The following is a 26,003-nucleotide window of genomic DNA, read 5'->3' as shown; positions in this document are numbered from 1 at the left end:
TTGATAAAAAGAACGCGGTAACCTCGAGGGGTGACCGACACGATCCTCGACGCGCGCGAAGCGGATGCCGCGACGCTCATCCGGCGCGTCGGGCTGCGGGTCACCGAACCTCGTCGAGCCGTGGTCGAGGCACTCCGCGACAAGCCGCACTCGAGTGCAGACGCGGTCTACCGCGAGGTCTCGACCACCGTCCCGCAGACCAGCATCCAATCGGTGTACAACGCCCTCGGCGACTTCGCCGACGCAGGCCTCGTGCGCCGGATCGAACCCGCCGGCCGTCCCGGACTGTTCGAACTGCGTGTCGATGACAACCATCACCACGTCATCTGCACCGCGTGCGGTGCGGTCGAAGACGTCGACTGCGCGATCGGCGATGCGCCGTGTCTGACCCCCTCCGACGCGCACGGGTTCGCCGTGCACACCGCAGAGGTGACCTACTGGGGCCTGTGCCCATCGTGCGCCGCCGCGGCATCCGCATCCTGACCCCACATCAGCCCAGAAGGAAGGAAGCTCCATGAGCGACATCGACGACACCGCGACGGGAATCGGCAACGATCCCACCGCAACCGACCAGGCGGTCACCGACATCGACACGCCCGTCGACGAGCGTGAAGACGGCGAGACCCGCCCCCGTCCCAACGAAGACGACGCGACCTGCCCCGTCATCCACGGGGGCGAGCGTCAGCCGCACCCCGTCAACGGGTCGGCCAATCGCGTGTGGTGGCCCAATCAGCTGAACATCAAGATCCTTGCGAAGAACCCGTCGGTGCGGAACCCGCTCGGTGACGACTTCGACTACAAGTCCGCGTTCGAGAGCCTCGACCTCGCCGCGGTCAAGGCCGACATCGCCGAGACGCTCACCGTGAGCCAGGACTGGTGGCCGGCCGACTTCGGTCACTACGGCCCCCTCATGATCCGCATGGCGTGGCACAGCGCCGGCACCTACCGGGTGACCGACGGGCGCGGCGGTGGCGGCACCGGACAGCAGCGATTCGCGCCGCTGAACAGCTGGCCCGACAACGTCAGCCTCGACAAGGCGCGTCGCATCCTGTGGCCCATCAAAAAGAAGTACGGTCGCAGCCTCTCGTGGGGCGACCTCATGATCCTCGCCGGCAACGTCGCGCTCGAGTCGATGGGCTTCGAGACCTTCGGGTTCGGCGGTGGGCGTCCCGACGTGTGGGAACCGGACGACGACGTGTATTGGGGCCCCGAGACGACCTGGCTCGGTGACGAGCGCTACTCGGGCGACCGCGACCTCGAGCGTCCACTGGCGGCCGTGCAGATGGGCCTCATCTACGTCAACCCCGAAGGCCCGAACGGCAACCCCGACCCGATGGCTTCGGCCCGCGACATCCGCGAGACCTTCGCCCGCATGGGAATGGACGACGAAGAGACCGTCGCGCTCATCGCCGGCGGCCACACGTTCGGAAAGACCCACGGTGCGGCACCCGACACCAACATCGAGGACAACCCCGAGGCCGCAGGCCTCGAGCGGCAGGGGCTCGGGTGGAAGAACAACTTCGGCACCGGCAAGGGCGACGACACCATCACCTCCGGCCTCGAGGTGACGTGGACGTACCACCCGACCCGTTGGGACAACGAGTTCTTCCACATCCTCTACGCCTATGAGTGGGAGCTCATGACCAGCCCCGGTGGTGGCCACCAGTGGCGCCCGATCAACGGAGGCGGCGCCGACATGGTTCCGCTCGCGCACTCGGCAGGGCGTCGCGAGCCGCGCATGCTGACGAGTGATCTCGCCTTACGTACCGACCCCGCCTATGACGCGGTCTCGCGTCGCTTCAAGGACGACCCGGAGGCCTTCGGTGACGCGTTCGCCCGGGCATGGTTCAAGCTGACGCACCGTGACATGGGTCCCATCGCGCGCTACCTGGGCGCCGAGGTCCCCACCGAGCAACTCATCTGGCAGGACCCGGTTCCCGCGGTCGACCACGACCTCATCGGTGCGGCCGACGCCGCGGCGCTGAAGCAGCAGATCCTCGACTCCGGTCTGACCGTCGCCGAGCTCGTCGCCACGACCTGGGCGGCGGCATCGACGTTCCGCGGTAGTGACAAGCGTGGCGGCGTCAACGGTGCGCGCATCCGTCTGGAGCCGCAGAAGGACTGGACCGTCAACAAGCCCGAGCAACTCGCACGCGTGCTGGGCGTGCTCGAGGGCATCCAGGCCTCGTTCAACGACGGCCGCACCGACGGCACCCGGGTGTCGCTCGCCGACCTCATCGTGCTCGCGGGCAACGCGGGTGTCGAGAAGGCTGCGAAGGATGCCGGTGTCGAGGTCGAGGTGCCGTTCCACCCGGGACGCACCGACGCGACGCAGGAACAGACCGACGTGGTGTCGTTCGGGTACCTCGAGCCGCAGGCCGACGGCTTCCGCAACTACCAGGGTCCGCTTGCCGAGCTGCCCGCGGAGTATCACCTGATCGACCGGGCGAACCTGCTCACGCTCACAGCGCCCGAGATGACCGTTCTCGTCGGCGGGCTGCGCGTGCTGGGGGCCAACTGGGATGACTCGGAGTACGGCGTCTTCACCGAGCGCCCGGGCGTGCTCACGAACGATTTCTTCGTGAACCTGCTCGACCTCGGCACGACGTGGAAGCCGCTCGACCCGGGTTCGCACGCCTTCGAAGGCACCCGCGACGGCTCGGGCGAGACGTTCGGCCGCGGCACGCGTGTCGACTTGCTGTTCGGTTCGAACTCCGAGTTGCGCGCACTCGCCGAGGTCTACGCGTCGGACGACGCTCACGAGTCCTTCGTGCGTGACTTCGTCGCCGCGTGGGGCAAGGTCACCGAGCTCGACCGCTTCGACCTGCGCTGATCTCCACGTGACGCAGAACGGCCGCCCGGATCTTCCGGGCGGCCGTTCTCGGTCGTGGGGTCAGCGCACGCGCGCCTCCGAGCGCAACGGGGGCAGTTCCGCCGGCTCGAACAGGGCACGGTGCAGCCAACCGGCCAGCAGGCCGCCGACGAGCGGGAACACGATGAACACCCACAGCTGGGCGAGCGCGTCGACTCCGCCGTAGATCGCGGTCGCGATCGAGCGGGCCGGGTTGACCGACGTGTTGTCGATCGGGATCGAGACGAGGTGGATGAACACCAGCGTGAGGCCGATCGAGAGTCCCGCGACGTTTCCATTGCCGCGCTTGGCGTTGGTGACACCGAGGATGACCATGACGAAGATTCCGGTGAGGATGACCTCGGCGATGATGGCAGCACCGATTCCGAATCCTGCGGGCGAGTGGGCGCCGAAGCCGTTGCTGGCAAAGCCGGCGTCCTGAGCGTTCGTGAGCCACCCGTCGGGCCCGAAGAGGCCGATCAGCACAAGCAGGGTCGTGGCGACGGCGCCGCCGACCAACTGAGCGACGATGTAGCCGGGCGCGTCACGCCAGGAGAAGCGTCCCGCGGCGGCGAGGCCGAAGGTGACGGCGGGATTGAAATGGCCCCCCGAAATGCCGCCCCACGCATAGATGCCTGCGAGCAGGGTCAGGCCGAAGGCGAACGACACGCCGAGCCATCCGACGACGTCGCCCGCGAACAACGCGGTTCCGATCGACCCGAAGACGAGCAGGAACGTTCCGAGCGCCTCGGCGACGAGCTTGTTGGCCGTGCTGGGCGGGGTATGTGGTTCGGACATGACGGCCTCCTTTCCTCGCACGGAGGATATCGCTTCGGTCAGCTTTCTCTCAGGTATCTCACCCGCGGCGTGGCGGAAACGGCATCAGAGACGGCCGGCGGCCTTGAGCGCCAGGTACCGGTCGGCGACGCGCGGCGGCAGGTCATCGGGGCTTCCGGTGAGTGCTTCGGCGCCTGCGCGCGCGATAGCGGCGGCTACGCGTTCGGCGTCGCGTCCGGCGCGTTCGGCCGCTGCCTCCAGATAGACATCCGTGGCATCCACACGATCGGGCGGCATGAGACGGTCATCCGTGACCGTCCCGACCACGACGTGTGCGCGGGCAGCCAGAGCGGGCAGAGCGCCGAGGAACCCGCGCGCCGCCTCGACCTCATCCTGCGCCGTCAGCAACACGACAAGGGAGGGACGGGAGGTGAGCGCGCGCACCTGCGCCAGCGCGGCATCCCAATCCGTCTCGATGAGCGTCGGCTCGACGGGCGCCATGGCGTCCACGAGCGCGGCGAGCAGCCCCGGTCCGTCGACACGCGTCACCCGGGCGCGTGGAACGCGGTCGAACATGATCAGGTGCACGTGGTCGCCGGCACGGTTGGCCAGCGCGGACAAGAGCAATGCCGCTTCCATCTCGGCGTCCAGTCGCACACCGTCGCCGACGCGGGCGGCCGCGGTCCGTCCCGTGTCGATCACGATGACGACGTGCCGATCGCGTTCGGGCCGCCACGTGCGCACCATGGTCGACGTCGCGCGCGCCGTGGCCCGCCAGTCGATCGATCGGACGTCGTCGCCGCGTACGTACTCGCGCAAGCTGTCGAACTCGGTGCCCTGGCCGCGCACCTGCACGCTGGTCGACCCGTCTAGTTCACGCAGACGTGCAAGGCGGGAGGGAAGGTGGCGGCGGGCCGTGAACGGGGGCAGGACGCGGATCATGCCCGGCGCGGGGATCTGCGCCTGCCGTCCAGCGAACCGCAGGGGGCCGCCGGATCGGATGACGACGAACTCGGACCGTAGCTCGCCGCGACGCCGGGGGAGGAGCGGCATCCGGAACACCCGGCTCTCGCCCGGGGGGAGGTGCAGGCGCAACCGTTCCGCGGAGGCGCCCGCCGTGGGTTGCCAGGCGTCGCGCGCCCGGCCTCGGAGGGTACGTTCGCCGGTGTTGCGCAGGCGGATCTCAGCGGCGACCGGCACGGCGAGCAGTGTGCGCGCCGGCATCGTCCGGGTGACGGTGATCAGCCGCGGATCGGGAGCCGCCCACGCGTCCACGAGAGCCACGATGGCGCACAGCACGAGCCAGCCCGTCGCGCTGAGCCACGGGTTCACGCCGCCGAGCGACAGCGCGACGACGGGCGCGACGCCGAGGCCGACGAAAACAGGAAAGCGTGCGGTGAGGTACATGGTGCTCTCGGGGCGAGATCGCGGATCGGATCAGATCGGAACGCGGGTCTGCTGAACGACCGAAGCAAGGACCGCATCGATCGACACACCCTCGAGTTCGGCGTCGGGACGCAGACGGATGCGGTGGCGCCAGGTCGGGACGATCATCGTCTGGACGTGATCCGGGGTGATCGCAGGAAAGCCGCCCAACCATGCCCACGCCTTGGCTGCGGCCAGGAGGGCCGTCGAGGCACGCGGAGACACGCCCAACTGCACCGACGGGCTCTCCCGCGTCGCGCGAGCCAGATCGACGACGTAGGCGAGCACGTCGTCTGACACGGCGACGGATGCCGCGGATCGCTGTGCCGCGCGCAAGTCGTCGATGGCGGCGGCCGGGGCGACCCCCGCAGCCGCAAGATCGCGCGGATCGAATCCTTCGGCGTGGCGGCGGAGCACAGCGACCTCGGCGTCGCGGTCCGGGACGTCCACGATGAGCTTGAGGAGGAATCGGTCCAGCTGCGCCTCGGGGAGTGTGTAGGTGCCTTCGTGCTCCACAGGGTTCTGTGTCGCGGCGACGAGGAACGGATCCGGGAGAGGGCGCGTGACACCGTCGGTGGACACCTGTCGCTCTTCCATCGCCTCCAGCAGCGCCGACTGGGTCTTCGGCGGTGTGCGGTTGATCTCGTCGGCGAGGAGGACGTTCGTGAACACCGGTCCCGGACGGAACTCGAACTCCCCGGCGCGGGAATCGTAGACGAGCGAACCCGACACATCGCCGGGCATGAGGTCGGGCGTGAACTGGATGCGTGTCGTACCCAATCCCAGGGCCGTCGAGAACGCCCGCACGAGCAACGTCTTGGCGACGCCGGGCACACCCTCCAGTAGCACGTGACCGCGGGCGAGGAGCGCGATGAGCAGCCCGGTCACGGTGCCGTCCTGCCCGACGACGGCTTTGCCGACTTCGGTGCGCACGCGGTTCATCGCCTCGCGAAGAGCGGCATCGTCACGGTCGCCGCCGGTGGGTTCGTCAACGGTCATCAAGGGTTCCTTTCCGGGCGGACGGCCGCGGTGACGGCGTCCTCGATTTCACGGAGGCGCGTACGGAGCGTGAGTAGGTCGTCGTCGCCGCGGGGGACGTCGTCGATGAGCACGGCACGCACCGCCGCCCGATCGAATCCGGTTCGCGCGGCCGCGGCATCCGCTGTCTCTGTCGCTGAGGCCCCCGCGCCGAGGGCGAGCACGCGCCGAAGGCGGCCGAGAGTGCCGATGCGCAGTTGGTCGGCTGCGTGGACCGCGTCGCGCGCGCGGGCGTACAGCCGCCCGCGTCCTTCGGTGGTCTCCGAAGCGCGGACGGTCACCGGCAGACGCTCCGCGACCAGAGGACCGAAACGTCGCCCGTGCTGGATGGCGGCGGCGACACCGGCCGCGAGCAGGATCACGATCACGGGGCTCACCCACGCCGGGGTCAGGTCGCCGAGTGTGGGGCTCGTGTCGGCGAGGTCGCTGTCAGCGAGACTCGGCACATACCAGACCACGCGGGGGTGACGCCCCATCAGGTTCACCGCCAGTGCGGCGTTCCCCTCGTCGGCGAGCACCTCATTGACGAAGAGCGCACGTCCGTCCACCGCGGAGGTACGAGAGCCCTCGCGTTCCGCGACGAGAAGACCCCAGCCGTCGTCGACGGGATAGCACCCGGTGGTGGCCTCGCGTGCTGCGTACACCGCGCCCGGGGTGACCGCGCCCGCACGCTCGGCGTCGGGCACGGCGCAGTCCGGGCCGATCGGGCCCGACGCGAATCCGGTGGCAGGGGCCGATCCGGGGAACAGCAGATCGAGGGTGCGGCTGCGCGGCTCGATCAACACGACGTCGTCGGCGTCGGCGATCAGATGCTCCAGCGCCTCGTCAGACAGCGCCGGGGCGTCCGGAAGCACGAGTGTGGCCTCGTCGCCGGTCAGGGCTTCGCGTGCGCTGGAGCGATCGCGCGCGATGACGACCTCGACGCCGTGGGTACGCAGGACCTCGACGATTGCGCGTGTGCCCAAGGGGCCCGAAGACTCGGGGTCCAGCGCGTCGCGCTGCTGCCATTGCCCGGCGACACCGATCGCCGCACCGAGCCCGCCGACGACGAGGACGACGACGCCGACGGCGACCCAGAACCCCGTCCGTCGCGCGCGCCTGCCTACCCCGACGGCCGTGACGCTCATCCGGCGACCACCAGCGTGTCGGCGTCCGCCGCCGGGCGGGACCGCGCCACGGCGTCGTCGACGCCGGCCACCCGCGTGTACATATCCGCGGTGCCGGGGCGGCGGAGGTAGCGCACGTCATCGAAGGCGACCGCGGCGTCCTCGAGCGCGTCGTCGTCCGCGGGGAAGGCTCGCGCGGCCGTGCGGGCGAACGAATGGACGGTCGCGCCCGGTGGTGTGTCGACGATGCCCCGCTCGACCAGACCCCGTGCGAGTGCACGGAAACGCAGAACGACCGCGGCGTTCCAGTCCTCTTCTGCTGCACGGGCGGATGCCGCCGAGCGCAGTTCGTCCGCCGAGCGCTCGTCATCCTCGCCGAACAGCGCAGCCGCCGGCGGGCCTGCCCGTCGGGTCGAGCGCGGGGCGCCCCACACGACGAATGCCAAGGCGATGACCAGGAGGATCACCGCTGCAGCGACGACCGCGAGCACGAGACCCCACTCGCCGTCGACTTCACTGGAGAACAGGCGCGCGATGGCATCGGCGATGGCGCGCGAAACGCGATCGAACGCGGTCGGCTCCGCGATCGCATAGGACGGGTCGGCCAGCTCGTCCTCGGCCCACCGGCGCCCCTCGTCGCCGTCGGGGATGAGAGGTGTGAGCAGGTTCACGGTGTTCCGCCGTCGGCGCGACCTCCGGGCGCGGTCCACGACGTCGGCGATGGCGCGGTCGGTGACCCGCCCGCGGCGGAGTCGGGCTCGCCCTCCGGTGTGTGCGGTGCGGCGGCGTGAGGCGGCGTCGCCGGGGATGACGGCGGGGCGGACGGGTCGGGAGCATAGGCGGGTGCCGGAGCCGCATGCGCGTACGGCTGCGGCGGCTGGCCCGAGTACGGCGGGACTCCGGCCGGGGGCGCATAGCCGGTGGGCGGCGGGGCGTACCCCGCCGGCGGCTGGGCGCCGGGCGGGTAGCCGCCCTGCGGAGAGGCGCTCTGTGGATAAGCGCCCTGCGGATAAGCGGCGGGCGGGTACGCGCCGGGGGGCGGCGTGGCGAACCGTCCCGACATGTCGCGGCCGATGTTCTGGGTGTAGGGGTCTGGCAGACCAGTGGCACCGGCATCCCGCCGGTCCACATACGCGAGCAGGTCGAGGTCGAGGCCCTCGCGGCGCATACGGCAATCGACATAGATCAGAGCCGTCGCCGATGACTGCACGACGACCGCGACCGCCTGGACGACGAACAGGAGCGCGTAGCTGGCGAAGGTGGCGACGATGAATCCGATGATCGCCGTCGTATCGACCTCGCCCGTCGGGGTGATCACGGTGGTGATCCCCGTGGCGAGCAGACTGAACGGGATGCTGATGACCTGGCCGAGGGCACCGAAGATCATCGAGATGAGAAGGATCACCCCGAGCGAGGACCAGAACCGGCCGCGCACGAGCGTCCACGAGCGAACGATGGCCGAGCGGATCGTCGCGCGCTCCATGATGATGATCGCAGGGGCCAGGAGCAGCTTGATCATCAGCCACCACACGAGCGGAATCGCGGCGAGCACGAACAGGATGCCGAAGACGATGGCAACAGGAAGAGCCACCGTCGCCAGGACGACGACGACGCCGACCGCGATCGCGATGCCCGCCACCGCGACCGCGGACAACAGAAGGGAATACCCGATCAGTCGCCAGGCGATCGGTTTGACCGCGCGCCAGATCTCACCCAGCGTGCGCTTCTCGGCGACGACCGCGCGGGCGACCTCGACGACGACGACGCCTTGAACGATCACGGTGAGTGCGCCGGCAGCGAGTCCCAGGATGAGACCGGTGACGATCACGAGCGCCGTGGACCCGGCCAACACGGTCTCGAATTCGTCGCTGCCGGGCCGCAGGGTATCCAGGCGTGAGAACGCCGCGACCGTGACGGCCGCGACGGCGGCGATGACGACGAGGTAGGCCACGACCTGCACCACGAGTGCGAAGCCGAGCAGGACACGCGGGTTCTGCCGGAGCGCGACGAAGGACCGGCCCAGGATCGTGCCGAACGACAACGGATGAAGCGGAACGATCCCCGGTCGCGACGCGGGCGTCCAGTGAGGATAAGCGGTCACGTGGGTCTCCTCCCGGGGACGTCCGGCCCGAGGGGCCGGGCTCCCATCGTGTCACACGCCACGCGGGTGATCGCCGAGATTCGGTGGCCGTTCAGGGCGCGTCGACTACTCTGTGGGGAGCGCCCGGGAGCCGCTGTGGGGGCATCCGGCTGAACGCAAGGGACGTATGGGTGAAATGAGTTCGAGTTCGCGCATCTTGGTGGTCGACGACGACACGGCTCTCGCCGAGATGATCGGCATCGTCTTGCGCACAGAGGGGTTCGAGCCGATCTTCTGTGCCGACGGCGCGCGCGCCGTCGACGCATGGCGGGAGGAGCGTCCCGACCTCGTGTTGCTCGACCTCATGCTGCCCGGCATGGACGGCATCGAGATCTGCACGCGCATCCGGGCTGAATCGGGCATCCCGATCATCATGCTCACGGCGCGCACCGACACGGCGGACGTCGTCAAGGGCCTCGAATCGGGCGCCGATGACTACATCGTCAAGCCGTTCAACCCGAAGGAACTCGTCGCGCGCATCCGTACGCGGCTGCGACCGTCATCGCCCGCCGACAGCGAGACTCTGCGCATCGGCGACCTCGTCGTCGACGTCGCCGCGCACGAAGTGCGTCGGGGTGACACGCCGATCGCCCTCACACCGCTCGAGTTCGAGCTGCTCGTCGCCCTCGCGACCAAACCCCAGCAGGTGTTCTCGCGCGAGATGCTGCTCGAACAAGTCTGGGGCTACCACTACAAGGCCGACACTCGCCTGGTGAACGTGCACGTCCAGCGGCTGCGCGCGAAGGTCGAGCTCGACCCCGACAATCCGAAGATCGTCACGACGGTGCGCGGCGTCGGGTACCGCGCCGGCGCCGTGGACTGACCGCCCATGGGAGCGGCGGAGACGGCGACGGTCACCACCCGGGTGCCGGTCGCCGGGTGGCGAGACGCGCGTTCGTGGCCCGAAGGGGTCGCGTCGCTGTGGCGTCACTCGTTGCGGTTCCGTACGATCCTGGTCACCCTGGGGCTGACCGCGCTCGCCGTCGCCGCCGCGTGTCTGTGGATGGCAGCCTCCATCCAGAACGACCTCTTCGAATCCCGCAAAGATCAGGTGCTCGACGAGGCGCAGCGCGCGACGGCGGTGGCGCAGGCCACACTCGACTCGGCTCTTCAAGGGGATGCCGAACAGCTCCAGACCCTCATGCAGAGCGTGGGGCAGACCCTCGCTCAGCAGTCCTCCAGCGACGCGATGTGGGTGTACCGCATCGACGACTCGCCATCGTCGATCGCTCCGCAGGACTTCCGTGTCGGGCCGTCCTTCGAGGACGTCATCACCGACGATCTCGGTGACCAGGTCGAAGACGACGCGAGCAAGCAGTGGTGGCAGTCGGTGGCGCTCACCGGAGCCGACGGTGGGAGCGTGCCGGGGATCGTGGTCGGCCAGCAGCTGTCGGTTCCCGTGAGCGAGATCGGGCCCTATGCGCTCTTCTTCGCGTACGACCTCGAGGGAGCCGCGCAGACGTTGGGATTCGTGCAGGGCACGCTTTGGGTCGTCGGAATCGCGCTCGTGCTGCTCATCGGCGGAATCGCGTGGTTCGTGCTGCGATCGGTCACCACGCCGATCGCCGAAGCCGCCGAGACCAGCGCGAAACTCGCCGCCGGAGAGCTGGATGTGCGGCTGCACGTGCGCGGCGAGGACGAACTGGCGACGCTCGGGCGCTCGTTCAACGCGATGGCGGACAGCATCGAGTCGCAGATCAAGGAGCTCGCAGACCTGTCCCTCGTGCAGCAGCGGTTCGTCTCCGACGTGTCCCATGAGCTGCGCACCCCGCTGACGACGATCCGCCTCGCCGCGGACATGATCAACGACCAGCGTGACGAGTTCGACCCCGCAACCGCACGCGCCGCGGAGTTGCTCAACGCGCAGGTTCAACGCTTCGAGACGCTCCTGACCGATCTGCTGGAGATCAGCCGCTACGACGCCGGATCCGTCCAGCTCGAACGCGAGCCCACGAGTCTCGCCCATCTCGCCGAAGACGTCATCGCGTCGATGCAGCAGCTCGCCGAGCAGCACGGCAGCGACGTGCGATTGGTCGCTCCGGGTGGGTACTCGCCGGTGGAGATGGACCCCCGCCGCGTGCGCCGCGTCGTGCGCAATCTGTTGGGCAACGCCATCGAACACGGTGAAGGGCGCCCGATCGTCGTCACCGTCGACAGCGACCAGCAGGCCGTCGCGATCGGCGTGCGTGACTTCGGCCTCGGAATGCGCGCCGAAGACGCCGAGCGGGTGTTCGACAGGTTCTGGCGCGCCGATCCCTCGCGGACCCGCACCATCGGCGGGACCGGGCTCGGGCTCTCGATCGCACTCGGCGACGCGCGACTGCACGGCGGCGAGCTGACAGTGTGGTCGGAACTCGGTCGGGGAACGAACTTCGTCCTGACGCTTCCTCGACAGGCCGTACGGGTCGTCGGCGGTTCGCCGGTGCCGACCGAGCCCGCCGACGACGAGATCTCCGCGTGGGAAGACCTCGGGATCACGCAGCCGATCGATGTGCTCTTCGACAGCTCGAACGACGGGAGTGAGCGATGAGGCGACGTCGTATCGCGGCATCCCTCTTGGCCGTCGTCACCGCGATCGTGGTGACCGCGTGCGCGGGACTGCCGAGCGGTGGCGGTGTGCAGGAAGGCCGTGAAGCCGGGGGAGACCTCGATGCTCCCGACATCGACCTGTTGCCGTCGCGCCCGCAGCCCGGGGCGAGCCCGCAGCAGATCGTCGAGGGGTTCCTGCGTGCCGGATCCGGACCGGGGCCGGCCGGCGACTGGTCCAGGGCGCGCGAGTTCCTCATGCCCGAAACGGAATGGAACCCGTCGGCCGGTGTCACCATCGACGTGTTCGGTGAGCGTGACGTCGATGTCGTGAACGACGACAGCATCACCGTCACGATCGAGCCGGTCGCCCTCGTCGATGACAAGGGGTCGTACGAACGGACGACCGCCGGGCCGACGCCGTTGCAGTTCGAGCTCGAGCAAGACGACGGCGAATGGCGCATCTCGAGTGCGCCGGATGGCATCGTGTTGGACACGACGGTGTTCTCGGACGTGTTCCAGGAGTATCCGCTGTCGTACTTCGATCCGACGTGGACCTACTTCGTGCCCGACGTGCGGTGGTTCCCGCGCACGAACGCCGCGACACGCATCACCAACGCCCTCGTCAATCAGCCGCCCAGCGAATGGCTCGCCGAATCCGTCGTGACGGCGTTCCCTGTCGGTGTGACCGCCGACGTGTCCGTACCCGTCACGGCCGGGGGCGTGGCGACGGTCACGCTCAGCGCCGACGCCCTCCTGGCAGATCAGGGCACCCTCGATCGGATGCAGGCTCAACTCGACGCGAGCCTGTCGGCTGCCCTGGTGAATGACGTACAGATGTCGGTCGGCGACACGCTCATCGCCGCCGACGCCGTCGCCCCCCGACGCACCAGCGTCACCGGATTGCCGCTGGTCGAGAAGGACGGCATGTTCGGGTTCTTGGCCGGCGACGAGATCACACCGATTCCGGGGTTGTCCGGTGCGCTCCAAACCCTCGACGTGCGCGATGTCCAGGTCGGGATCGATCACACCCAGGCGGCGGTCCGCCGTTCCGACGGTGCGGCGCTACGCATCGACGCCGACGGCACCACGACGGTCCTCGACACGCGTCCGGGCCTCATCGCCCCGACGATCGATGCCTTCGGGATCGTTTGGACCGCGCCGTCCACGGCACCTCAGGGGCTCGTCGCCCACACCCCCGAAGGACCGGTCGCCGTGGGCGAGGCGTGGCCTGCCGCCACGGGGATCTCGGCGCTGGCGGTGTCGCGCGAAGGAGCACGCGTGGCGGCGGTGGTGACCTCGGGCGGCCACACGTCGGTTTGGGTGGCAGGCATCATCCGCGGCGAAGACGGCGTGCCCGTCCGCCTCGGAGAGCCGGTCGTGCTCGCCGTTCCCAGTGGCTCGGGCGCGGGACTCGCGTGGCTCGATGACACATCGATCGGTGTCCTCGCCGTCGACGGCGAGACGTCCACCGTGCTCGAGCAGCGCGTCGGCGGACGCGGCAGCACGGCGGCCGGCCCACCGGCTGCGGTTGCCATCGCCGGAGCCAACACCGTCGCCACGATCCGCATTCTCGGTGACGACGGGCTGCTCTACCTCAAGCGCGGCGCGAACTGGCAGGTCACGGCGAGTGGCGTCGCGGTGCTGGCCACACAGCAGGGGGCGCCGGACTGAGGCGCCTCCCCCGCAGGGGGCACGGAGCGGTTGTCCACCGCGACGACGGCGGGTGTCCCGGCGGCACGCACGCCGCTGCATGGTGGCGGGATGACCGCATCCGACTTCGTCCGGCGCGCGCTCGCCGACGCGCTGGCCCTGCTGATTCCGGTCACGTGCGCCGGATGCGATGCTCCCGACGCGGCCTTGTGCGACACCTGCGGGCCCGGGCTGCGACCCCGGATCATCGCACGGACGATCGCCGGCGTGCCGGTGCGCGCCGGAGTTTCCTACGACGGCGTCGTAGCCCGCAGCATCCGCGCCCTCAAAGAAGACGGACGCGTCGGGCTGGCGCGCGCCTTCGCACCCGCGCTCGCCGCGGCGGCAGAACCCTGGGACGACTGTGTCTTCGTTCCCGTGCCGACCTCGCGGCGGTCCTTCCGACGTCGCGGCTTCCACGTCGCAGACCTCGTCGCCCGCCGCGCCGGACTGCGGGTCGCTCGCTTGTTGCGGTACTCCCGCCAACCGGATGACCAGCGTGGGCTGGGGATCGATGCTCGGCGCGCCAACGTCGAGGAGAGCATGGCCGCGCGCGCCGGCGGTGGCGGACGCGTCGTGCTGCTCGACGACGTGGTCACGACCGGGGCGACCATCGGCGAAGCGATCCGTGCCGCGCGCACCGGGGGATTCGACGTCCTCGGTGCGGTCGCGATCGCCGCGACGCCTCGTCGGGACGCGATGTCCCGGCCCTTTCGTGACGCGCCGGAAAATGGGAGGTGACACAGAGGTGGAGCGTATGTAGCGTGGAGTCACCAAGGCGACAAGGTCCGCCCTTGGACCGGGTGGACCGGAACAAGGAGGTCAAGGATGGAGACCAGCATCGTCGGCGTGGGAGTGAGCATTTCGGATCGCTTCCGGGACATTGTCGAAGAGAAGACCGTCCGCATCGAGAACCTCGCACCCCGTGCGCAACGGCTCGACATCAAGGTCACGCATCGCGCCTACCACAACGGGCGTCGAGAAGATGAGACCGTCGAACTCACGCTCACCGGCAAGGGACCGATCGTCCGCGCAGAGGCCGTCGACAGCGACAAGTTCGCGGCACTCGACATGGCCGTCGACAAGCTCGCCGAGCAGTTGCGGCGCGCGAAGGACAAGCGGATCGATGCACGCAAGCATCCCCGCGGGGCGCAGCTCGACAAGGCCAGCGGTGCCCTCCGTGGCGTCGACGTCCAGCCGGCCTCAGTCGACGTGCTCCGTGCCGTGGCGACGGGCGAAGTGCCGATCATGACCGGCAACGAGGACGAAGAGGACTACACGCCTGTCGTCATCCGCACGAAGCAGTTCGGCCCGGAGTGGATGACCGTCGAGGACGCTGTGGACCGCATGGAACTCGTCGGACACGACTTCTTCCTGTTCATCGACGCACGCACCGACCACCCGAGCGTCGTTTATCGGCGCAAGGGCTGGGACTACGGCGTGATCTCGCTGACGACGCAGACCTCGCCCGAGGCGGTTGCCTCGTAAGAGACCTTCACGACGGATGCCGCGGGCTCGCGCTCGCGGCATCCGTCTTTGTGTGGCCGCGGTATCGGGCTCGGGCTCGCGGCGGCGCTATGCCGATCAGCGTCGCGTGCCTACGGAAGTGCGTCAGCCGAAGTCGGGCCCGGGCTCAGTCGAACATTCCGTCCAGGAGCGAGCCGATCACCAGGCCACCCAGGATTCCGCCCATCATGTTGCCGCCGCTGCCACGGCCGCCGCCCCAGCCGCCGCCGCCCCACTGATCAGGTCCCTGCTGGGGACGGGCCTGGTCGATGTCGCGTTGGGCGAGCTGAAGGGCTTCGCCCGCGAGGAACGCCGTGCGACGGGCCATCGCCATCGCTTGTTCGCGGTGGTCCTCGTCGATGTGGGTCGCTGCCGCCGCCGACGCGCCGAGGTAGCGATCGAGGTCGATTCGAATGCGCTCGGCTTCTGCCAGGCGGGTGCGCGCGTCGGCGCCGATCCAGCCGCGATGGCCGGCGATGACGTCTTTTGCGACGGCCAGCTGCCGATCGGCGTCGTCGATCGAATGGCGAACGTGCTCGAGCGGGGGGAGCGGTCGCGCGGCTCGTTCTCGCGCCGCGGTGATCGCGGCATCCAGTGCGGCATTCGCTTCGCGCAGGCGCGAGAGTTGTGAGAACGGGTCGGTGTTGACCCCGGCGGCAGGCAGGGCCGACAGTGCGGTCTGCAGATCGGCGACCGCCTTCGTGATCGCCGGTGTCGAGGGTTCACGCAGGGCAGAGGCGATGTCCTCGCGGGAGTCCTCGACGATCGACGACAGCGTCGACTCGGCACGTAACGCTTCGACCTCGAAGTGCTCGACGGCATCGAGCAGAGTGGATGCGCGACGCACCGCCTCAGTGGCCGCCTCGAGAGCCAGGTTCGCCTGTTCGCGCTGGTCGGCTTCGCGCCGACGTTCGGCGACTCCCGCGCTGTGCTCGGCGAAGCCGAGGAGCTGCTCCGCTTCGGACGGGTTGGCGGCGACCTGCGAGAGCGCCTCCTCCGAGTACCGTGCCCCGAGCCGCTCGACCGTGTCGCGCGCGGCGGGAACACGGGTGCGCAGACGTTCGGCATCGGCCCGGACCTTCACGATGATCTCGGGAGCTCGGCGGGCCATGGCGATGCGCTCGGCCAGTGCGTCTGTGCGGTCGTCGAGCAGTTCCTCGGCCCACTCGCACAGCTGCACGATGCGCGCGTTGCGTGTGCGCAGCTCTTCGGGGGTGTCGGGGATGTCGTCGTGGTTCAGCTGGTGCAGGTGGAACGCTTCGCCGAGGTGATGGCGCACCGACTCCAGTGCTTCACGCAGTTCTCGCGTCGACTCGCCTCCGAGCTCCGCCTCGGCGAAGATGAGCTCATCGCCGGTGACACGCAGGCGCTCATCCGCTTCGACCAATGCCCTCTGCGCGTTCCGGGCCAAGTCGGCGTCCTGCGCCTGCACTTCTTGCTGTTCGCGCTTGCGTTTGCCCCAGAATCCGGCCATGCCTCGATCCTACGATCGCCCGCTCATGCGAACGCGCGGTTGGCGGGCGAAGTCTTCCGCCCCTCGCGAACTCAGCGGTCGCGGTGGCGGGGCTTGCGGGGCGAACGGTCGTCGTCGCGGCGTCCGCGCGCGGACCGATCGTCGCGCGGACCACGGTCGTCGTCGCGCTTGCGTCGTGGCCGCTCGTCGTACGTGCGCTCCTCGCGGCGTCCGCGAGCCTCGCCATCCCGACCGCGCTGACCGCCCGCGCCGTCGCGGCGTGGGGTCCGCCCGGTGTCGGGTCGGATCTCGATGAGCTTGCCCGAAATGCGGGTGTCGCTGAGGCGGTCGAGGGTCTCTTTCGGAAGATCGGCGGGAAGCTCGACGAGCGAGAACTCGGGGCGAATCTGGATGGCGCCGAAGTCGTCGCGCCGCAGCCCGCCCTCGTTCGCGAGTGCGCCGACGATCTGACGCGGTTCGACACGGTGGCGGCGTCCGACGGCGATGCGGTACGTCGCATACCCCGCGCGTGGTGCGCGGCGCTCTTCGCGGGGGCGATCGGAGTCGCGCGTGCGTTCGCCGCGGGCGGGTCGGACCGGCTCCGGATCGGGATCGAGGAGCAGCGGCGACTCGCCCTGGGCCACGACCGCGAGGGCTGCGGCGACATCCACCTCGGGGACATCGTGGTGGCGGACGTAGTGGGCGACGATGTCCCGGAACCGCTCGATGCGGGCCGTCTCGCCGAGCGCGGCGGTGATGCGGTCGTCGAAGCGCGTGAGCCGGGTGACGTTCACCTCGTCGACGCTCGGCAGTTGCATCTCGGTGAGTTCCTGGCGGGTCGCTCGCTCGATCGCCCGCACGAGCCCGCGCTCGCGCGGTGTGACGAAGCTGATGGCGTCACCCGTGCGCCCGGCGCGGCCGGTGCGTCCGATGCGGTGGACGTACGATTCGGTGTCGGTGGGGATGTCGAAGTTCACCACGTGCGAAATGCGTTCGACGTCGAGGCCGCGCGCGGCGACGTCGGTCGCGACCAGGATGTCGAGCTTGCCCGACTTCAACTGGTTGACGGTGCGTTCGCGCTGCGCTTGGGCGATGTCGCCATTGATCGCGGCGGCCGAGTATCCCCGGGCGCGGAGCTTCTCGGCGATCTCTTCGGTCACGCTCTTCGTGCGGCCGAACACGATCATCCCGTCGAAGTTCTCGACCTCGAGGATGCGCGTGAGCGCATCCATCTTCTGCTGCCAGGCCACCACGAGGTAACGCTGCGTGATCGTCGCCGACGTCGTCGTGCGGGTCTTGACGGTGATCTCTTCGGGATCGTGCAGATACTGCTGCGACATCCGACGAATGGTGGCCGGCATCGTGGCCGAGAAGAGGGCGACCTGCTTGGTGTCGGGGGTGTCGGCGAGGATCGTCTCGACATCCTCTGCGAAGCCCATCTTGAGCATCTCGTCGGCTTCGTCGAGCACGAGGTAGGTGAGTTCGGACAGGTCGAGGGTGCCCTTGTCGAGGTGGTCCATGATGCGACCCGGCGTGCCGACGACGATGTGCACTCCGCGGCGCAGTGCCGACAGCTGCACGCCGTACCCCTGTCCGCCGTAGACGGGCAGGATGTGCACGCCCTTGAGGTGCGATGCGTAGCGCTCGAATGCCTCGCACACTTGCAACGCAAGCTCACGCGTTGGAGCGAGGACGAGTGCCTGGGGTTGTTTCTGCGACAGGTCGAGCCGGTCGATGATCGGCAGGGCGAAAGCGGCCGTCTTGCCGGTTCCGGTCTGGGCGAGTCCGACGACGTCTCGGCCGCCGATCAGCGGCGGGATCGTGGCGGCCTGGATGGCGGACGGGGTCTCGTAGCCGATGTCGCGCAATGCCTTCAGGACCGGTTCGCCCAGCCCGAGATCGGCGAACGTCGGAGCGTCGGTTTCGGAGGCGCCGGTCTCGTGCGCGTCGGTCACGGGGGCGTCGGTCTCAGGGGCGGTGTCGTCAGAGGGCACGCTTCAGGGTAGTGCGCCGCGCTGTACAGCGACTGGATGCCGCGCCCCGGCCGCCGCATCCGCCTCCACCCGCCGCATCGGCCTCCACCCGCCGCATCCGCGGTCCGGCGCTCCTGCGTTCCAGAGGAGATCTGCCGTCGTGCGGGCGGTTCTCGGGTGGTTTCTCCTCACGAAAGCAGATCTCCTCGAATCGGACGGGGCGGCCGACCGCGGCATCCACAGCCCCGCTCAGCCGTTGGCGCTGGTGCGTTCGCGAGGAGATCTGCCGCGGTGTGGGCGGTTCTCGGGTGGTTTCTCCTCACGAAAGCAGATCTCCTCGAAACCGACGCACCGGCCGACCGTGCCCGCCCGCCGCAACCGCCCCCGTCCGGGTCACGTGATCGCGGTGCGGCGGGTGAGGTCGGGCGTGCGGGGCGGTAGGAGTGCATTGACGACCGCCACCAGCTGCAGCACCGTGTCGGTCATTCGGCGACCTCGACCTTCGCCGGGCGTCCGCGCTTTGGGCGCTCGGACGACAGGGCGAGGGCGAGTACTCGATCCGGATGCTGCGCCAGCCGCTGTTCGGAGTGGTCGAGCCAGCGCACCTCGGCCTCGGCGGTGAAGATCATCGAGTCCACGACGAGCGACCACGCGAGTTCTTCGGGACCGTCCGGTTGCGCGCCGGCGTACTTCGCACGGTTGAGTTCCTGGAGTTGCCGCAGCGACGCCCGACGCTGCCCCTGGATGATCTCGGTGACGTCGACGCCGGGAAGAGTAGCGGCGATGGCGAGCTTGATCGCCAGCTCGTCCCGGGTGGCCTGCCCCCTTTCCACCGGCGTCTGCAGCCATTCGCCGACCGCGGCGGATCCGGCATCGGTGATGCGCCAGTAGACGTGACCCGCGTCGTCGACGTCGTCTTTGACGACCAGGCCGTCGCGCTCGAGCCTGTCGAGGGTGCTGTAGATCTGTCCGACGTTGAGAGGCCACGTCGATCCGGTGCGGCGGTCGAACTCGGTGCGCAGTTGGTACCCGTAGCAGGGGCCCTGGTCGAGGATCGCGAGCAGGCTCTGTTTCACCGACATCGATGACTCCTAAGTGCATACCGAGTATGTGCATTGCGAGTATATGCATACGGAGTATGTGGATCGCCACCCTTCCAGCCCATCCCAAGGTCACGAGTGGATAACATGGGCTGGTATGCCCGCAGGGCGCCCGACGGCGTGCGCGGGAACGGCGGAACATCCGCCCCGCATGACCGACAGATGGAGATGCTCCGTGGCAAACGCGCTCGAGAAACTGCTACGCGCCGGCGAGGGCCGTGTCCTTCGGCGCCTTCGGCAGGTCGTCACCGCCGTCAACGCGCTCGAGGAGGACTACGCCCAGCTCACCGACGAAGAGCTGCGGGGCGAGACGGCGGAGTTGCGTGCACGCCATGACGCGGGCGAGACACTCGACCAACTCATGCCCGAGGCGTTCGCCGCCGTGCGCGAAGCGGCCAAGCGGACGCTCGGTCAGCGCGCCTACGACGTGCAGCTCATGGGTGGCGCGGCCCTTCATCTCGGCAACATTGCCGAGATGAAGACGGGTGAGGGAAAGACACTCACGGGTGCCTTCCCCGTCTACCTCAACGCCATCGCCGGAGAGGGCGTGCACGTCGTCACGGTCAACGACTTCCTCGCCTCGTACCAGGCAGAGCTGATGGGCCGCATCTATCGCGCGCTCGGCATGACCACGGGCATCATCGTCGCCGGGCAGACGCCCGAGGTCCGCCGCGAGCAATACAACGCCGACATCACGTACGGGACGAACAACGAATTCGGCTTCGACTACCTGCGTGACAACATGGCCTGGCGCAAAGAAGACCTCGTGCAGCGGGGCCACTTCTTCGCCATCGTCGACGAGGTCGACTCGATCCTCATCGACGAAGCCCGCACGCCGCTCATCATCTCGGGTCCGTCGTCGGGCGAGGCCAACCGGTGGTTCACCGAGTTCGCGAAGATCGCCCGGACTCTCGTGCCCGGCGAAGACTTCGAGGTGGACGAGAAGAAGCGCACGATCGGTGTGCTCGAGCCCGGCATCGAGAAGGTCGAAGACTACCTCGGCATCGACAACCTCTACGAGTCGGCCAACACCCCCCTCATCTCGTTCCTCAACAACTCGATCAAGGCGCTCGCGCTGTTCAAGCGCGACGCCGACTACGTCGTCATGAACGACGAGGTCATGATCGTCGACGAACACACCGGACGCATCCTGGTCGGACGCCGCTACAACGAGGGCATCCACCAGGCGATCGAGGCGAAAGAGGGCGTCCCGGTCAAGGCCGAGAACCAGACGCTCGCCACGGTCACGCTTCAGAACTACTTCCGTCTCTACGACAAGCTCGCCGGTATGACCGGTACCGCCGAGACCGAAGCGGCCGAATTCATGTCGACCTACAAGCTCGGCGTCGTGACGATCCCGACCAACAAGCCGATGATCCGCAAGGACATGCCCGACCTCGTCTACAAGAACGAGCAGGCGAAGTTCGCCCAGGTCGTCGAAGACATCGCGGAGCGCCACGAAAAGGGTCAGCCGGTGCTGGTCGGCACCGTCAGCGTCGAGAAGAGCGAATACCTCTCGCGTCTGCTGGCGAAGAAGGGCATCAAACACGAGGTGCTCAACGCGAAGAACCACGCGCGCGAGGCTGAGATCATCGCCCGCGCCGGGCGCCTGGGCGGTGTCACGGTTGCGACGAACATGGCCGGTCGTGGAACCGACATCATGCTCGGCGGGAACGCCGAATTCTTGGCGGTGCAGGAGATGAAGGCGAAGGGCCTGGACCCCGTTGAGACTCCGGATGACTACGAGGCCGAGTGGGATGCGGTCTACCAGGCCACGCGCGACACCGTCGCCGAAGAATCCGCCAAGGTGATCGAGGCCGGCGGACTGTACGTTCTCGGCACCGAGCGTCACGAGTCGCGCCGCATCGACAACCAGCTGCGTGGACGTTCCGGGCGTCAGGGAGACCCCGGCGAGAGCCGCTTCTACCTGTCGCTCACCGACGACCTGATGCGACTGTTCCAGTCGGGAGCCGCCGAGGCGATCCTCTCGCGGACGAACTTCCCCGACGACGTCGCGATCGAGTCAGGAATGGTCACGCGTGCCATCAAGAGCGCCCAGAGTCAGGTCGAGTCGCGCAACGCCGAGATTCGCAAGAACGTGCTCAAATATGACGACGTTCTCAACCGTCAGCGTGAGGCGATCTACTCCGACCGCCGTCACATCCTGCAGGGCGATGACATCGCCGACCGTGTCACGCACTTCATCGAAGACGCGATCGACGCGGTCATCGACGACCACACCGGCCCCTCGCACAACGAGGCCTGGGACTTCGACGCCCTGTGGACCGAGCTCAAGACGATGTACCCCGTCGGTGTGACCATCGACGAGGTCGTCGCCGAAGGCGCCGGCCGCAAGGGCGGCATCACCGCAGAGGGCCTCAAGCGCGAGATCCTTTCGGACGCCATGATCGCCTACCAGAAGCGAGAAGAGAGCCTCGGCTCGGCCGCGACCCGCGAACTCGAGCGACGCGTCGTGCTGCAGGTGCTGGACCGCCGCTGGCGCGAACACCTCTACGAGATGGATTACCTCAAGGACGGCATCGGCCTGCGGGCGATGGCCCAGCGTGACCCGCTCATCGAGTACCAGCGTGAGGGGTACCAGATGTTCCAGGCGATGATGGGGCAGATCAAGGAAGAGTCGGTCGGCTACCTCTACAACCTCGAGGTCGAGGTGCGCCGCGGTGACGAGTCCGACGGCGAGGTCACGCAGGTCGAGGCGAAGGGTCTGGGCGCGGCGCCCGTCGACGGTCAGCGGCTGCAGTACTCCGCCGCGAACGACGCCGGCGAGGTCGAGGTGCGCAATGAGCGTGGTCAGGTGCAGCAGGCGGCGACCGACCGCATCCGCCAGGCTGCGGCCGCCGCATCCGCTCAGCCGCAGGCGCCGCAGCAAGCGCCGCGTGCCGCCCAGCCGGCCCAGCGGGGGGCGTTCGGACAGAAGACGGATGCCGCAGCCGACCCGGCGGGGCAGGCACCCCTGAACCGTGCGCAGCGACGGGCGGCCGACAAGAAGAAGTGACCTCGCGCCGTCGGCGCCGTGTACCCTGCCAGCATGGCTGATCAAGGCCCGACGTCGACGTCGACACGCGTCAGCTCGGTGCTCACCTACGGGGCGCCGATCCTGTCGGCGAGCTTGCTTGTGCTCGCCCTGGTGGCGCCGCCGTCGTGGCCGGCCTGGCAGATGTTCGGCCTCGTGACGGCCACGCTCTGGCTCGCGTGGGTCATCTGGGGCTGGCCCGCCGTGCGGGTCGATGCCGAGAGTGTCAACGTGCGAAACGCGATGCGCACCTGGCGCATACCCCTGCGGACGATCACCGGCGTCGAGGGTGGCCGGCGGCTGACCCTTTCGTTGTCCGATGGATCAGTCGTCACCGCCGCCGCGGTATCGGGCGAGGGTACGGCCGTCGACGCGTGGCGACGCGCGGACGCATACACGGAAGGCGGCCACTTCGTGAGGAACGCGTCCGACGTGTCGTTGGGGCCCGGATCGGCGGCGACCGAGTGGGCGAAGCGCGTGCGCGACCGAGTGCGGGACGCCCCGGCAACGGATGCCGGACCCGTGAGCCTCGTGAACGTGGGGATCATCTTGGGCAGCATCGCCGCGGTCGCCCTCTTCGTCGTCACCGTGACGGTCCTGCCGTAGCGCGGTGCGGGCCACGCGGGGTCGATTGGACCTCTCGGTGCGCCGATATCCTGGGGCGATGAGTCCGCTGCGCCCCCTCGACCAATCCGGCAAGCTCAAAGACGTCCTCTACGAGATCCGGGGACAGGCGCTCGTCGAGGCGGACCGTCTCGAGGCCGAGGGGCACACGATCCTCAAGCTCAACACCGGAAATCCGGCGGTGTTCGGCTTCGAGGCGCCTTTCCAGATCGTGCGCGACATGATCGAGTCGATCCCCGAGGCACACGGATACAGCGATAGCAAGGGCATCCTCTCCGCCCGTCGCGCGGTGGTCTACCGCTACGAACAGGATCCGACCTTCCCACCGTTCGGACCCGAAGACGTCTACCTCGGAAACGGGGTATCCGAGCTCATCACGATGACCATGCAGGCGTTGCTCGACGAGGGTGATGAAGTCCTCATCCCCGCTCCCGACTATCCGCTGTGGACCGCGATGACGAGCCTCGGCGGCGGCACACCCGTCCATTACCTCGCCGACGAAGACGACGGCTGGCAACCCGACCTCGAAGACATCCGTTCCAAGGTGACACCGCGCACCAAGGCGATCGTCGTGATCAACCCCAACAACCCGACCGGCGCGGTGTACTCGCGTGAGGTCCTCGAGGGGATCGCTGAGATCGCGCGTGAGAACTCGCTGCTCATCCTCTCGGACGAGATCTACGACCGCATCCTGTTCGACGACGCCGTGCACATTCCGATGGCATCGGTCGCGCCCGACCTTCTCGTCCTGACCTTCAACGGATTGTCGAAGACCTACCGGGTCGCCGGCTATCGATCGGGTTGGCTCGTGATCACCGGGCCGAAACAGCACGCTCGGGGATTCATCGAGGGCATCACACTGTTGGCCTCGACCCGTCTGTGTCCGAACGTGCCCGCGCAGCACGCGGTGCAAGCCGCGCTCTCGGGCGTGCAGTCGATCGATGCGCTCATCGCACCCACGGGGCGGCTGCACGAGCAGAGGGATGCGGCGTGGAAGACGCTCGAGTCGATCCCGGGGGTCTCGTGCGTGAAGCCGCACGGCGCGCTCTACGCGTTCCCGCGACTGGATCCCGAAGTTCACGAGATCCACGATGACGGCCGGCTCGTCTATGACTTCCTCGTCGCCGAGCACGTCCTCCTCGTCCAGGGCACGGGGTTCAACTGGGCCACGCCCGATCACCTGCGCATCGTCACCCTGCCCGAGGCCCGGGTGCTCAGCGAGGCCATCGAAAGGCTGGGCAACTTCTTAGCGTCGTACCGCCAGTGAGTGCCGCATCAGAGCAGCCCGAGTGAGGTCGCGCGCCAGCGACCGTCGGTGCCTTCCAGCCGCAAGGCGACAGCGCGGGTGCGCGCGGGTCCCTGCACGATGACGACCGCCTCGATCACGCCGTCGGCGGGGGACTGGGTGCGCACCGAGAGCAGGGCGTGGACCGGCCGGCGGGCGGCCACGCCCCTCGCCGATCGTGCACGTGCGGCGAGGTTCGACCGGACGAGGAGCTTGCGGTAGGCCTCTTCCGAGAGCCAGCGCGAGAATTGGTCGACTTCGCGGACGCCGGCGAAGACTTCGAGAATGCCGATCGTCAGGTTGCGGACGAGCGGATCGGGGTCGGGGAGTTCGGACGACGATGTGCGCTGGGGGGCGAAGAACTGGGCGATCTCGTAGGAGTCGCGGGGTGCGGTGAGTGCGCGCGCAGATGCCGCGGGCGACGATGCCATGCGGTGCCTATCGGGACAGGGGGATGCCTCGCGAGGTAGTAGAACATACACATACCCCGCAGGGACAATCTGTTCTGTCTGTCTGTGGACAATTCGAGCGGGGGAGGACTGGTACTCACGTACCCTTCCCCCGTGCACTGGGACCGTCTGTTCGCCGACCTCGAGGATCAGTTCGCTTCGCAACGCGAGGCCGAACACGCCGCGCTCGAGAGTGAGGCCGAGAGGCTTCGCGTCTCGCAGCTGAGTCTCCACGAGCGCCTGATGACCCTCGCGGCGCGCCGGGGTGAGGTGACGGTGACGTTCACCGACGGACTCACGACCACCGTCGCCGTCGACGCGTGCGGCGCGGACTGGGTCGGCCTCCGCGTTCGCGACGGTGGCGCCGCCTACCTCATCTCACCGGTCACGGCGATCGCGGAGATCGGGATGCCGGACTACCTCGCGCGTCAGGCGACCGCCCGTCCGCCTCGGCCGTCGGGGGTCGCAGCGCGCACGACGTTCGGGTACGTGCTGCGCGACCTCGCGCGCCGTCGTATCCCCGTCGCCGTCGTGACGACATCGGGGCGTGTGCTGACGGGCACGCTGGATCGTGCCGGTGTCGACCATGTCGACCTCGCAGAACACGATGCCGGTGCCGCCCGCCGCGCGACGACGGTGACGCGCACCAGCGTGGTCGCCTTCGCGACGATCGCGCGCGTGCGCGTCGTCGAGGGCGCCCACCCGGCGTAGGTCAGTCCCCGTGCCGGACTCGGCCGGTGCCCCACAGCTCGGGGAAGCTCGCTTCGTGTGACTGGTTCCACAGTGCCTCGCGGCGAGCCAGTTCGGTCTGCGCGTCGAGGTACTCGGCGAGACCCGCCTCTTCGATGCGCCACCGGGCCGGCGATCCCACGCGGGCTCCGCGCACCTGCCCCGACTGGACGAGCGACATCACCTCGTCGACAGAGATCTGCAGGATCTCGGCGGCCTGCGACGGGGCGACGAATCGGCGCTCCGCAGGAGGGACGGGTGACATTCCCCCATTATGGTCCTGCCCGCCACGGTG

The 26,003-nt window shown here is 68.7% G+C and carries 22 protein-coding genes; 11 read left to right on the top strand and 11 right to left on the bottom strand.

Features of this window, described 5'->3' with window-relative positions; all coding sequences use genetic code 11:
• Positions 1 to 30 precede the first annotated feature (30 nt).
• Both ACFQZV_RS12290 and katG read left to right on the top strand, forming a co-directional pair.
• The gene (locus ACFQZV_RS12290) at positions 31 to 483 is read left to right on the top strand and encodes a Fur family transcriptional regulator (protein ID WP_378753332.1); all 453 of its coding nucleotides are present in this window, start codon (positions 31 to 33) and stop codon (positions 481 to 483) included.
• 31 nt (positions 484 to 514) lie between these two features.
• Complete coding sequence (gene katG, locus ACFQZV_RS12285) at positions 515 to 2,833, top strand: catalase/peroxidase HPI (protein ID WP_378753330.1); 2,319 nt, start codon at positions 515 to 517, stop codon at positions 2,831 to 2,833.
• Between the two features lie 60 nt (positions 2,834 to 2,893).
• On the opposite strand, the gene ACFQZV_RS12280 is transcribed toward katG, so the two are convergent.
• From ACFQZV_RS12280 to ACFQZV_RS12255, 6 genes are all read right to left on the bottom strand, one after another.
• Complete coding sequence (locus ACFQZV_RS12280) at positions 2,894 to 3,649, bottom strand: aquaporin (RefSeq protein WP_378753328.1); 756 nt, start codon at positions 3,647 to 3,649, stop codon at positions 2,894 to 2,896.
• 84 nt (positions 3,650 to 3,733) lie between these two features.
• Complete coding sequence (locus tag ACFQZV_RS12275) at positions 3,734 to 5,035, bottom strand: DUF58 domain-containing protein (protein WP_378753326.1); 1,302 nt, start codon at positions 5,033 to 5,035, stop codon at positions 3,734 to 3,736.
• A 30-nt stretch (positions 5,036 to 5,065) separates the two neighbouring features.
• Complete coding sequence (locus ACFQZV_RS12270; protein WP_378753324.1) at positions 5,066 to 6,052, bottom strand: AAA family ATPase; 987 nt, start codon at positions 6,050 to 6,052, stop codon at positions 5,066 to 5,068.
• Complete coding sequence (locus ACFQZV_RS12265) at positions 6,052 to 7,218, bottom strand: DUF4350 domain-containing protein (protein ID WP_378753322.1); 1,167 nt, start codon at positions 7,216 to 7,218, stop codon at positions 6,052 to 6,054. The genes ACFQZV_RS12270 and ACFQZV_RS12265 overlap by 1 nt, the downstream gene beginning before the upstream one ends.
• A complete protein-coding gene (locus tag ACFQZV_RS12260) occupies positions 7,215 to 7,868 on the bottom strand; it encodes a DUF4129 domain-containing protein (RefSeq protein WP_378783331.1) in 654 nt (217 codons plus the stop codon). The genes ACFQZV_RS12265 and ACFQZV_RS12260 overlap by 4 nt, the downstream gene beginning before the upstream one ends.
• A complete protein-coding gene (locus ACFQZV_RS12255; protein WP_378783329.1) occupies positions 7,865 to 9,298 on the bottom strand; it encodes a glycerophosphoryl diester phosphodiesterase membrane domain-containing protein in 1,434 nt (477 codons plus the stop codon). The genes ACFQZV_RS12260 and ACFQZV_RS12255 overlap by 4 nt, the downstream gene beginning before the upstream one ends.
• Positions 9,299 to 9,473: 175 nt before the next feature.
• Between ACFQZV_RS12255 and mtrA the strand changes: the two genes are divergently transcribed.
• The 5 genes from mtrA (at position 9,474) to hpf (ending at position 15,043) form a co-directional block, all read left to right on the top strand.
• Positions 9,474 to 10,160 (top strand): MtrAB system response regulator MtrA, encoded by a 687-nt coding sequence (gene mtrA, locus ACFQZV_RS12250; protein ID WP_378753036.1) that lies wholly within the window; start codon positions 9,474 to 9,476, stop codon positions 10,158 to 10,160.
• A gap of 6 nt (positions 10,161 to 10,166) precedes the next feature.
• The gene (gene mtrB / locus ACFQZV_RS12245; protein WP_378753038.1) at positions 10,167 to 11,867 is read left to right on the top strand and encodes an MtrAB system histidine kinase MtrB; all 1,701 of its coding nucleotides are present in this window, start codon (positions 10,167 to 10,169) and stop codon (positions 11,865 to 11,867) included.
• Positions 11,864 to 13,537: a GerMN domain-containing protein gene (locus ACFQZV_RS12240; protein ID WP_378753040.1), complete on the top strand. Its 1,674-nt coding sequence runs from the start codon at positions 11,864 to 11,866 to the stop codon at positions 13,535 to 13,537. The genes mtrB and ACFQZV_RS12240 overlap by 4 nt, the downstream gene beginning before the upstream one ends.
• A gap of 90 nt (positions 13,538 to 13,627) precedes the next feature.
• A complete protein-coding gene (locus tag ACFQZV_RS12235; protein WP_378753042.1) occupies positions 13,628 to 14,296 on the top strand; it encodes a ComF family protein in 669 nt (222 codons plus the stop codon).
• Between the two features lie 87 nt (positions 14,297 to 14,383).
• Positions 14,384 to 15,043 (top strand): ribosome hibernation-promoting factor, HPF/YfiA family, encoded by a 660-nt coding sequence (gene hpf / locus ACFQZV_RS12230; RefSeq protein WP_378753044.1) that lies wholly within the window; start codon positions 14,384 to 14,386, stop codon positions 15,041 to 15,043.
• A 145-nt stretch (positions 15,044 to 15,188) separates the two neighbouring features.
• Here the strand turns inward: hpf and ACFQZV_RS12225 are convergent, their stop codons facing one another.
• The 3 genes from ACFQZV_RS12225 to ACFQZV_RS12215 form a co-directional block, all read right to left on the bottom strand.
• The gene (locus tag ACFQZV_RS12225) at positions 15,189 to 16,535 is read right to left on the bottom strand and encodes a hypothetical protein (protein WP_378753046.1); all 1,347 of its coding nucleotides are present in this window, start codon (positions 16,533 to 16,535) and stop codon (positions 15,189 to 15,191) included.
• A 71-nt stretch (positions 16,536 to 16,606) separates the two neighbouring features.
• Positions 16,607 to 18,469 (bottom strand): DEAD/DEAH box helicase, encoded by a 1,863-nt coding sequence (locus tag ACFQZV_RS12220; RefSeq protein WP_378753173.1) that lies wholly within the window; start codon positions 18,467 to 18,469, stop codon positions 16,607 to 16,609.
• Between the two features lie 500 nt (positions 18,470 to 18,969).
• Positions 18,970 to 19,569, bottom strand: coding sequence for a PadR family transcriptional regulator (locus ACFQZV_RS12215; protein ID WP_378753048.1), 600 nt, complete (start codon positions 19,567 to 19,569; stop codon positions 18,970 to 18,972).
• A 193-nt stretch (positions 19,570 to 19,762) separates the two neighbouring features.
• On the opposite strand from ACFQZV_RS12215, the gene secA reads away from it, so the two are divergent.
• From secA to ACFQZV_RS12200, 3 genes are read left to right on the top strand one after another with little or no spacing between them, the layout of a single operon-like run.
• The gene (gene secA / locus ACFQZV_RS12210; protein WP_378753050.1) at positions 19,763 to 22,603 is read left to right on the top strand and encodes a preprotein translocase subunit SecA; all 2,841 of its coding nucleotides are present in this window, start codon (positions 19,763 to 19,765) and stop codon (positions 22,601 to 22,603) included.
• Positions 22,604 to 22,636: 33 nt separating this feature from the next.
• Positions 22,637 to 23,227, top strand: coding sequence for a hypothetical protein (locus ACFQZV_RS12205; protein WP_378753053.1), 591 nt, complete (start codon positions 22,637 to 22,639; stop codon positions 23,225 to 23,227).
• A gap of 58 nt (positions 23,228 to 23,285) precedes the next feature.
• Entirely contained in the window at positions 23,286 to 24,512 is a 1,227-nt protein-coding gene (locus ACFQZV_RS12200) for a pyridoxal phosphate-dependent aminotransferase (RefSeq protein ID WP_378753055.1), read from the top strand.
• 8 nt (positions 24,513 to 24,520) lie between these two features.
• Here ACFQZV_RS12200 and ACFQZV_RS12195 read toward each other — a convergent pair whose 3' ends face one another.
• Entirely contained in the window at positions 24,521 to 24,961 is a 441-nt protein-coding gene (locus tag ACFQZV_RS12195) for an Rv3235 family protein (protein ID WP_378753057.1), read from the bottom strand.
• 132 nt (positions 24,962 to 25,093) lie between these two features.
• On the opposite strand from ACFQZV_RS12195, the gene ACFQZV_RS12190 reads away from it, so the two are divergent.
• On the top strand, positions 25,094 to 25,690 hold the full coding sequence (locus tag ACFQZV_RS12190; RefSeq protein WP_378753059.1) for a hypothetical protein: 597 nt from the start codon (positions 25,094 to 25,096) through the stop codon (positions 25,688 to 25,690).
• Position 25,691: 1 nt separating this feature from the next.
• Here the strand turns inward: ACFQZV_RS12190 and ACFQZV_RS12185 are convergent, their stop codons facing one another.
• Positions 25,692 to 25,973, bottom strand: coding sequence for a helix-turn-helix domain-containing protein (locus tag ACFQZV_RS12185; RefSeq protein WP_378753061.1), 282 nt, complete (start codon positions 25,971 to 25,973; stop codon positions 25,692 to 25,694).
• Positions 25,974 to 26,003 lie beyond the last annotated feature (30 nt).

Origin of the sequence: Microbacterium koreense, from assembly GCF_042677105.1 — a bacterium.
In the GTDB taxonomy this organism is placed as follows: Bacteria; Actinomycetota; Actinomycetes; order Actinomycetales; family Microbacteriaceae; genus Microbacterium; species Microbacterium koreense.
The sequence above is the reverse complement of the archived record's forward strand: the minus strand, read 5'-3'. Positions and strand labels throughout refer to the sequence as shown.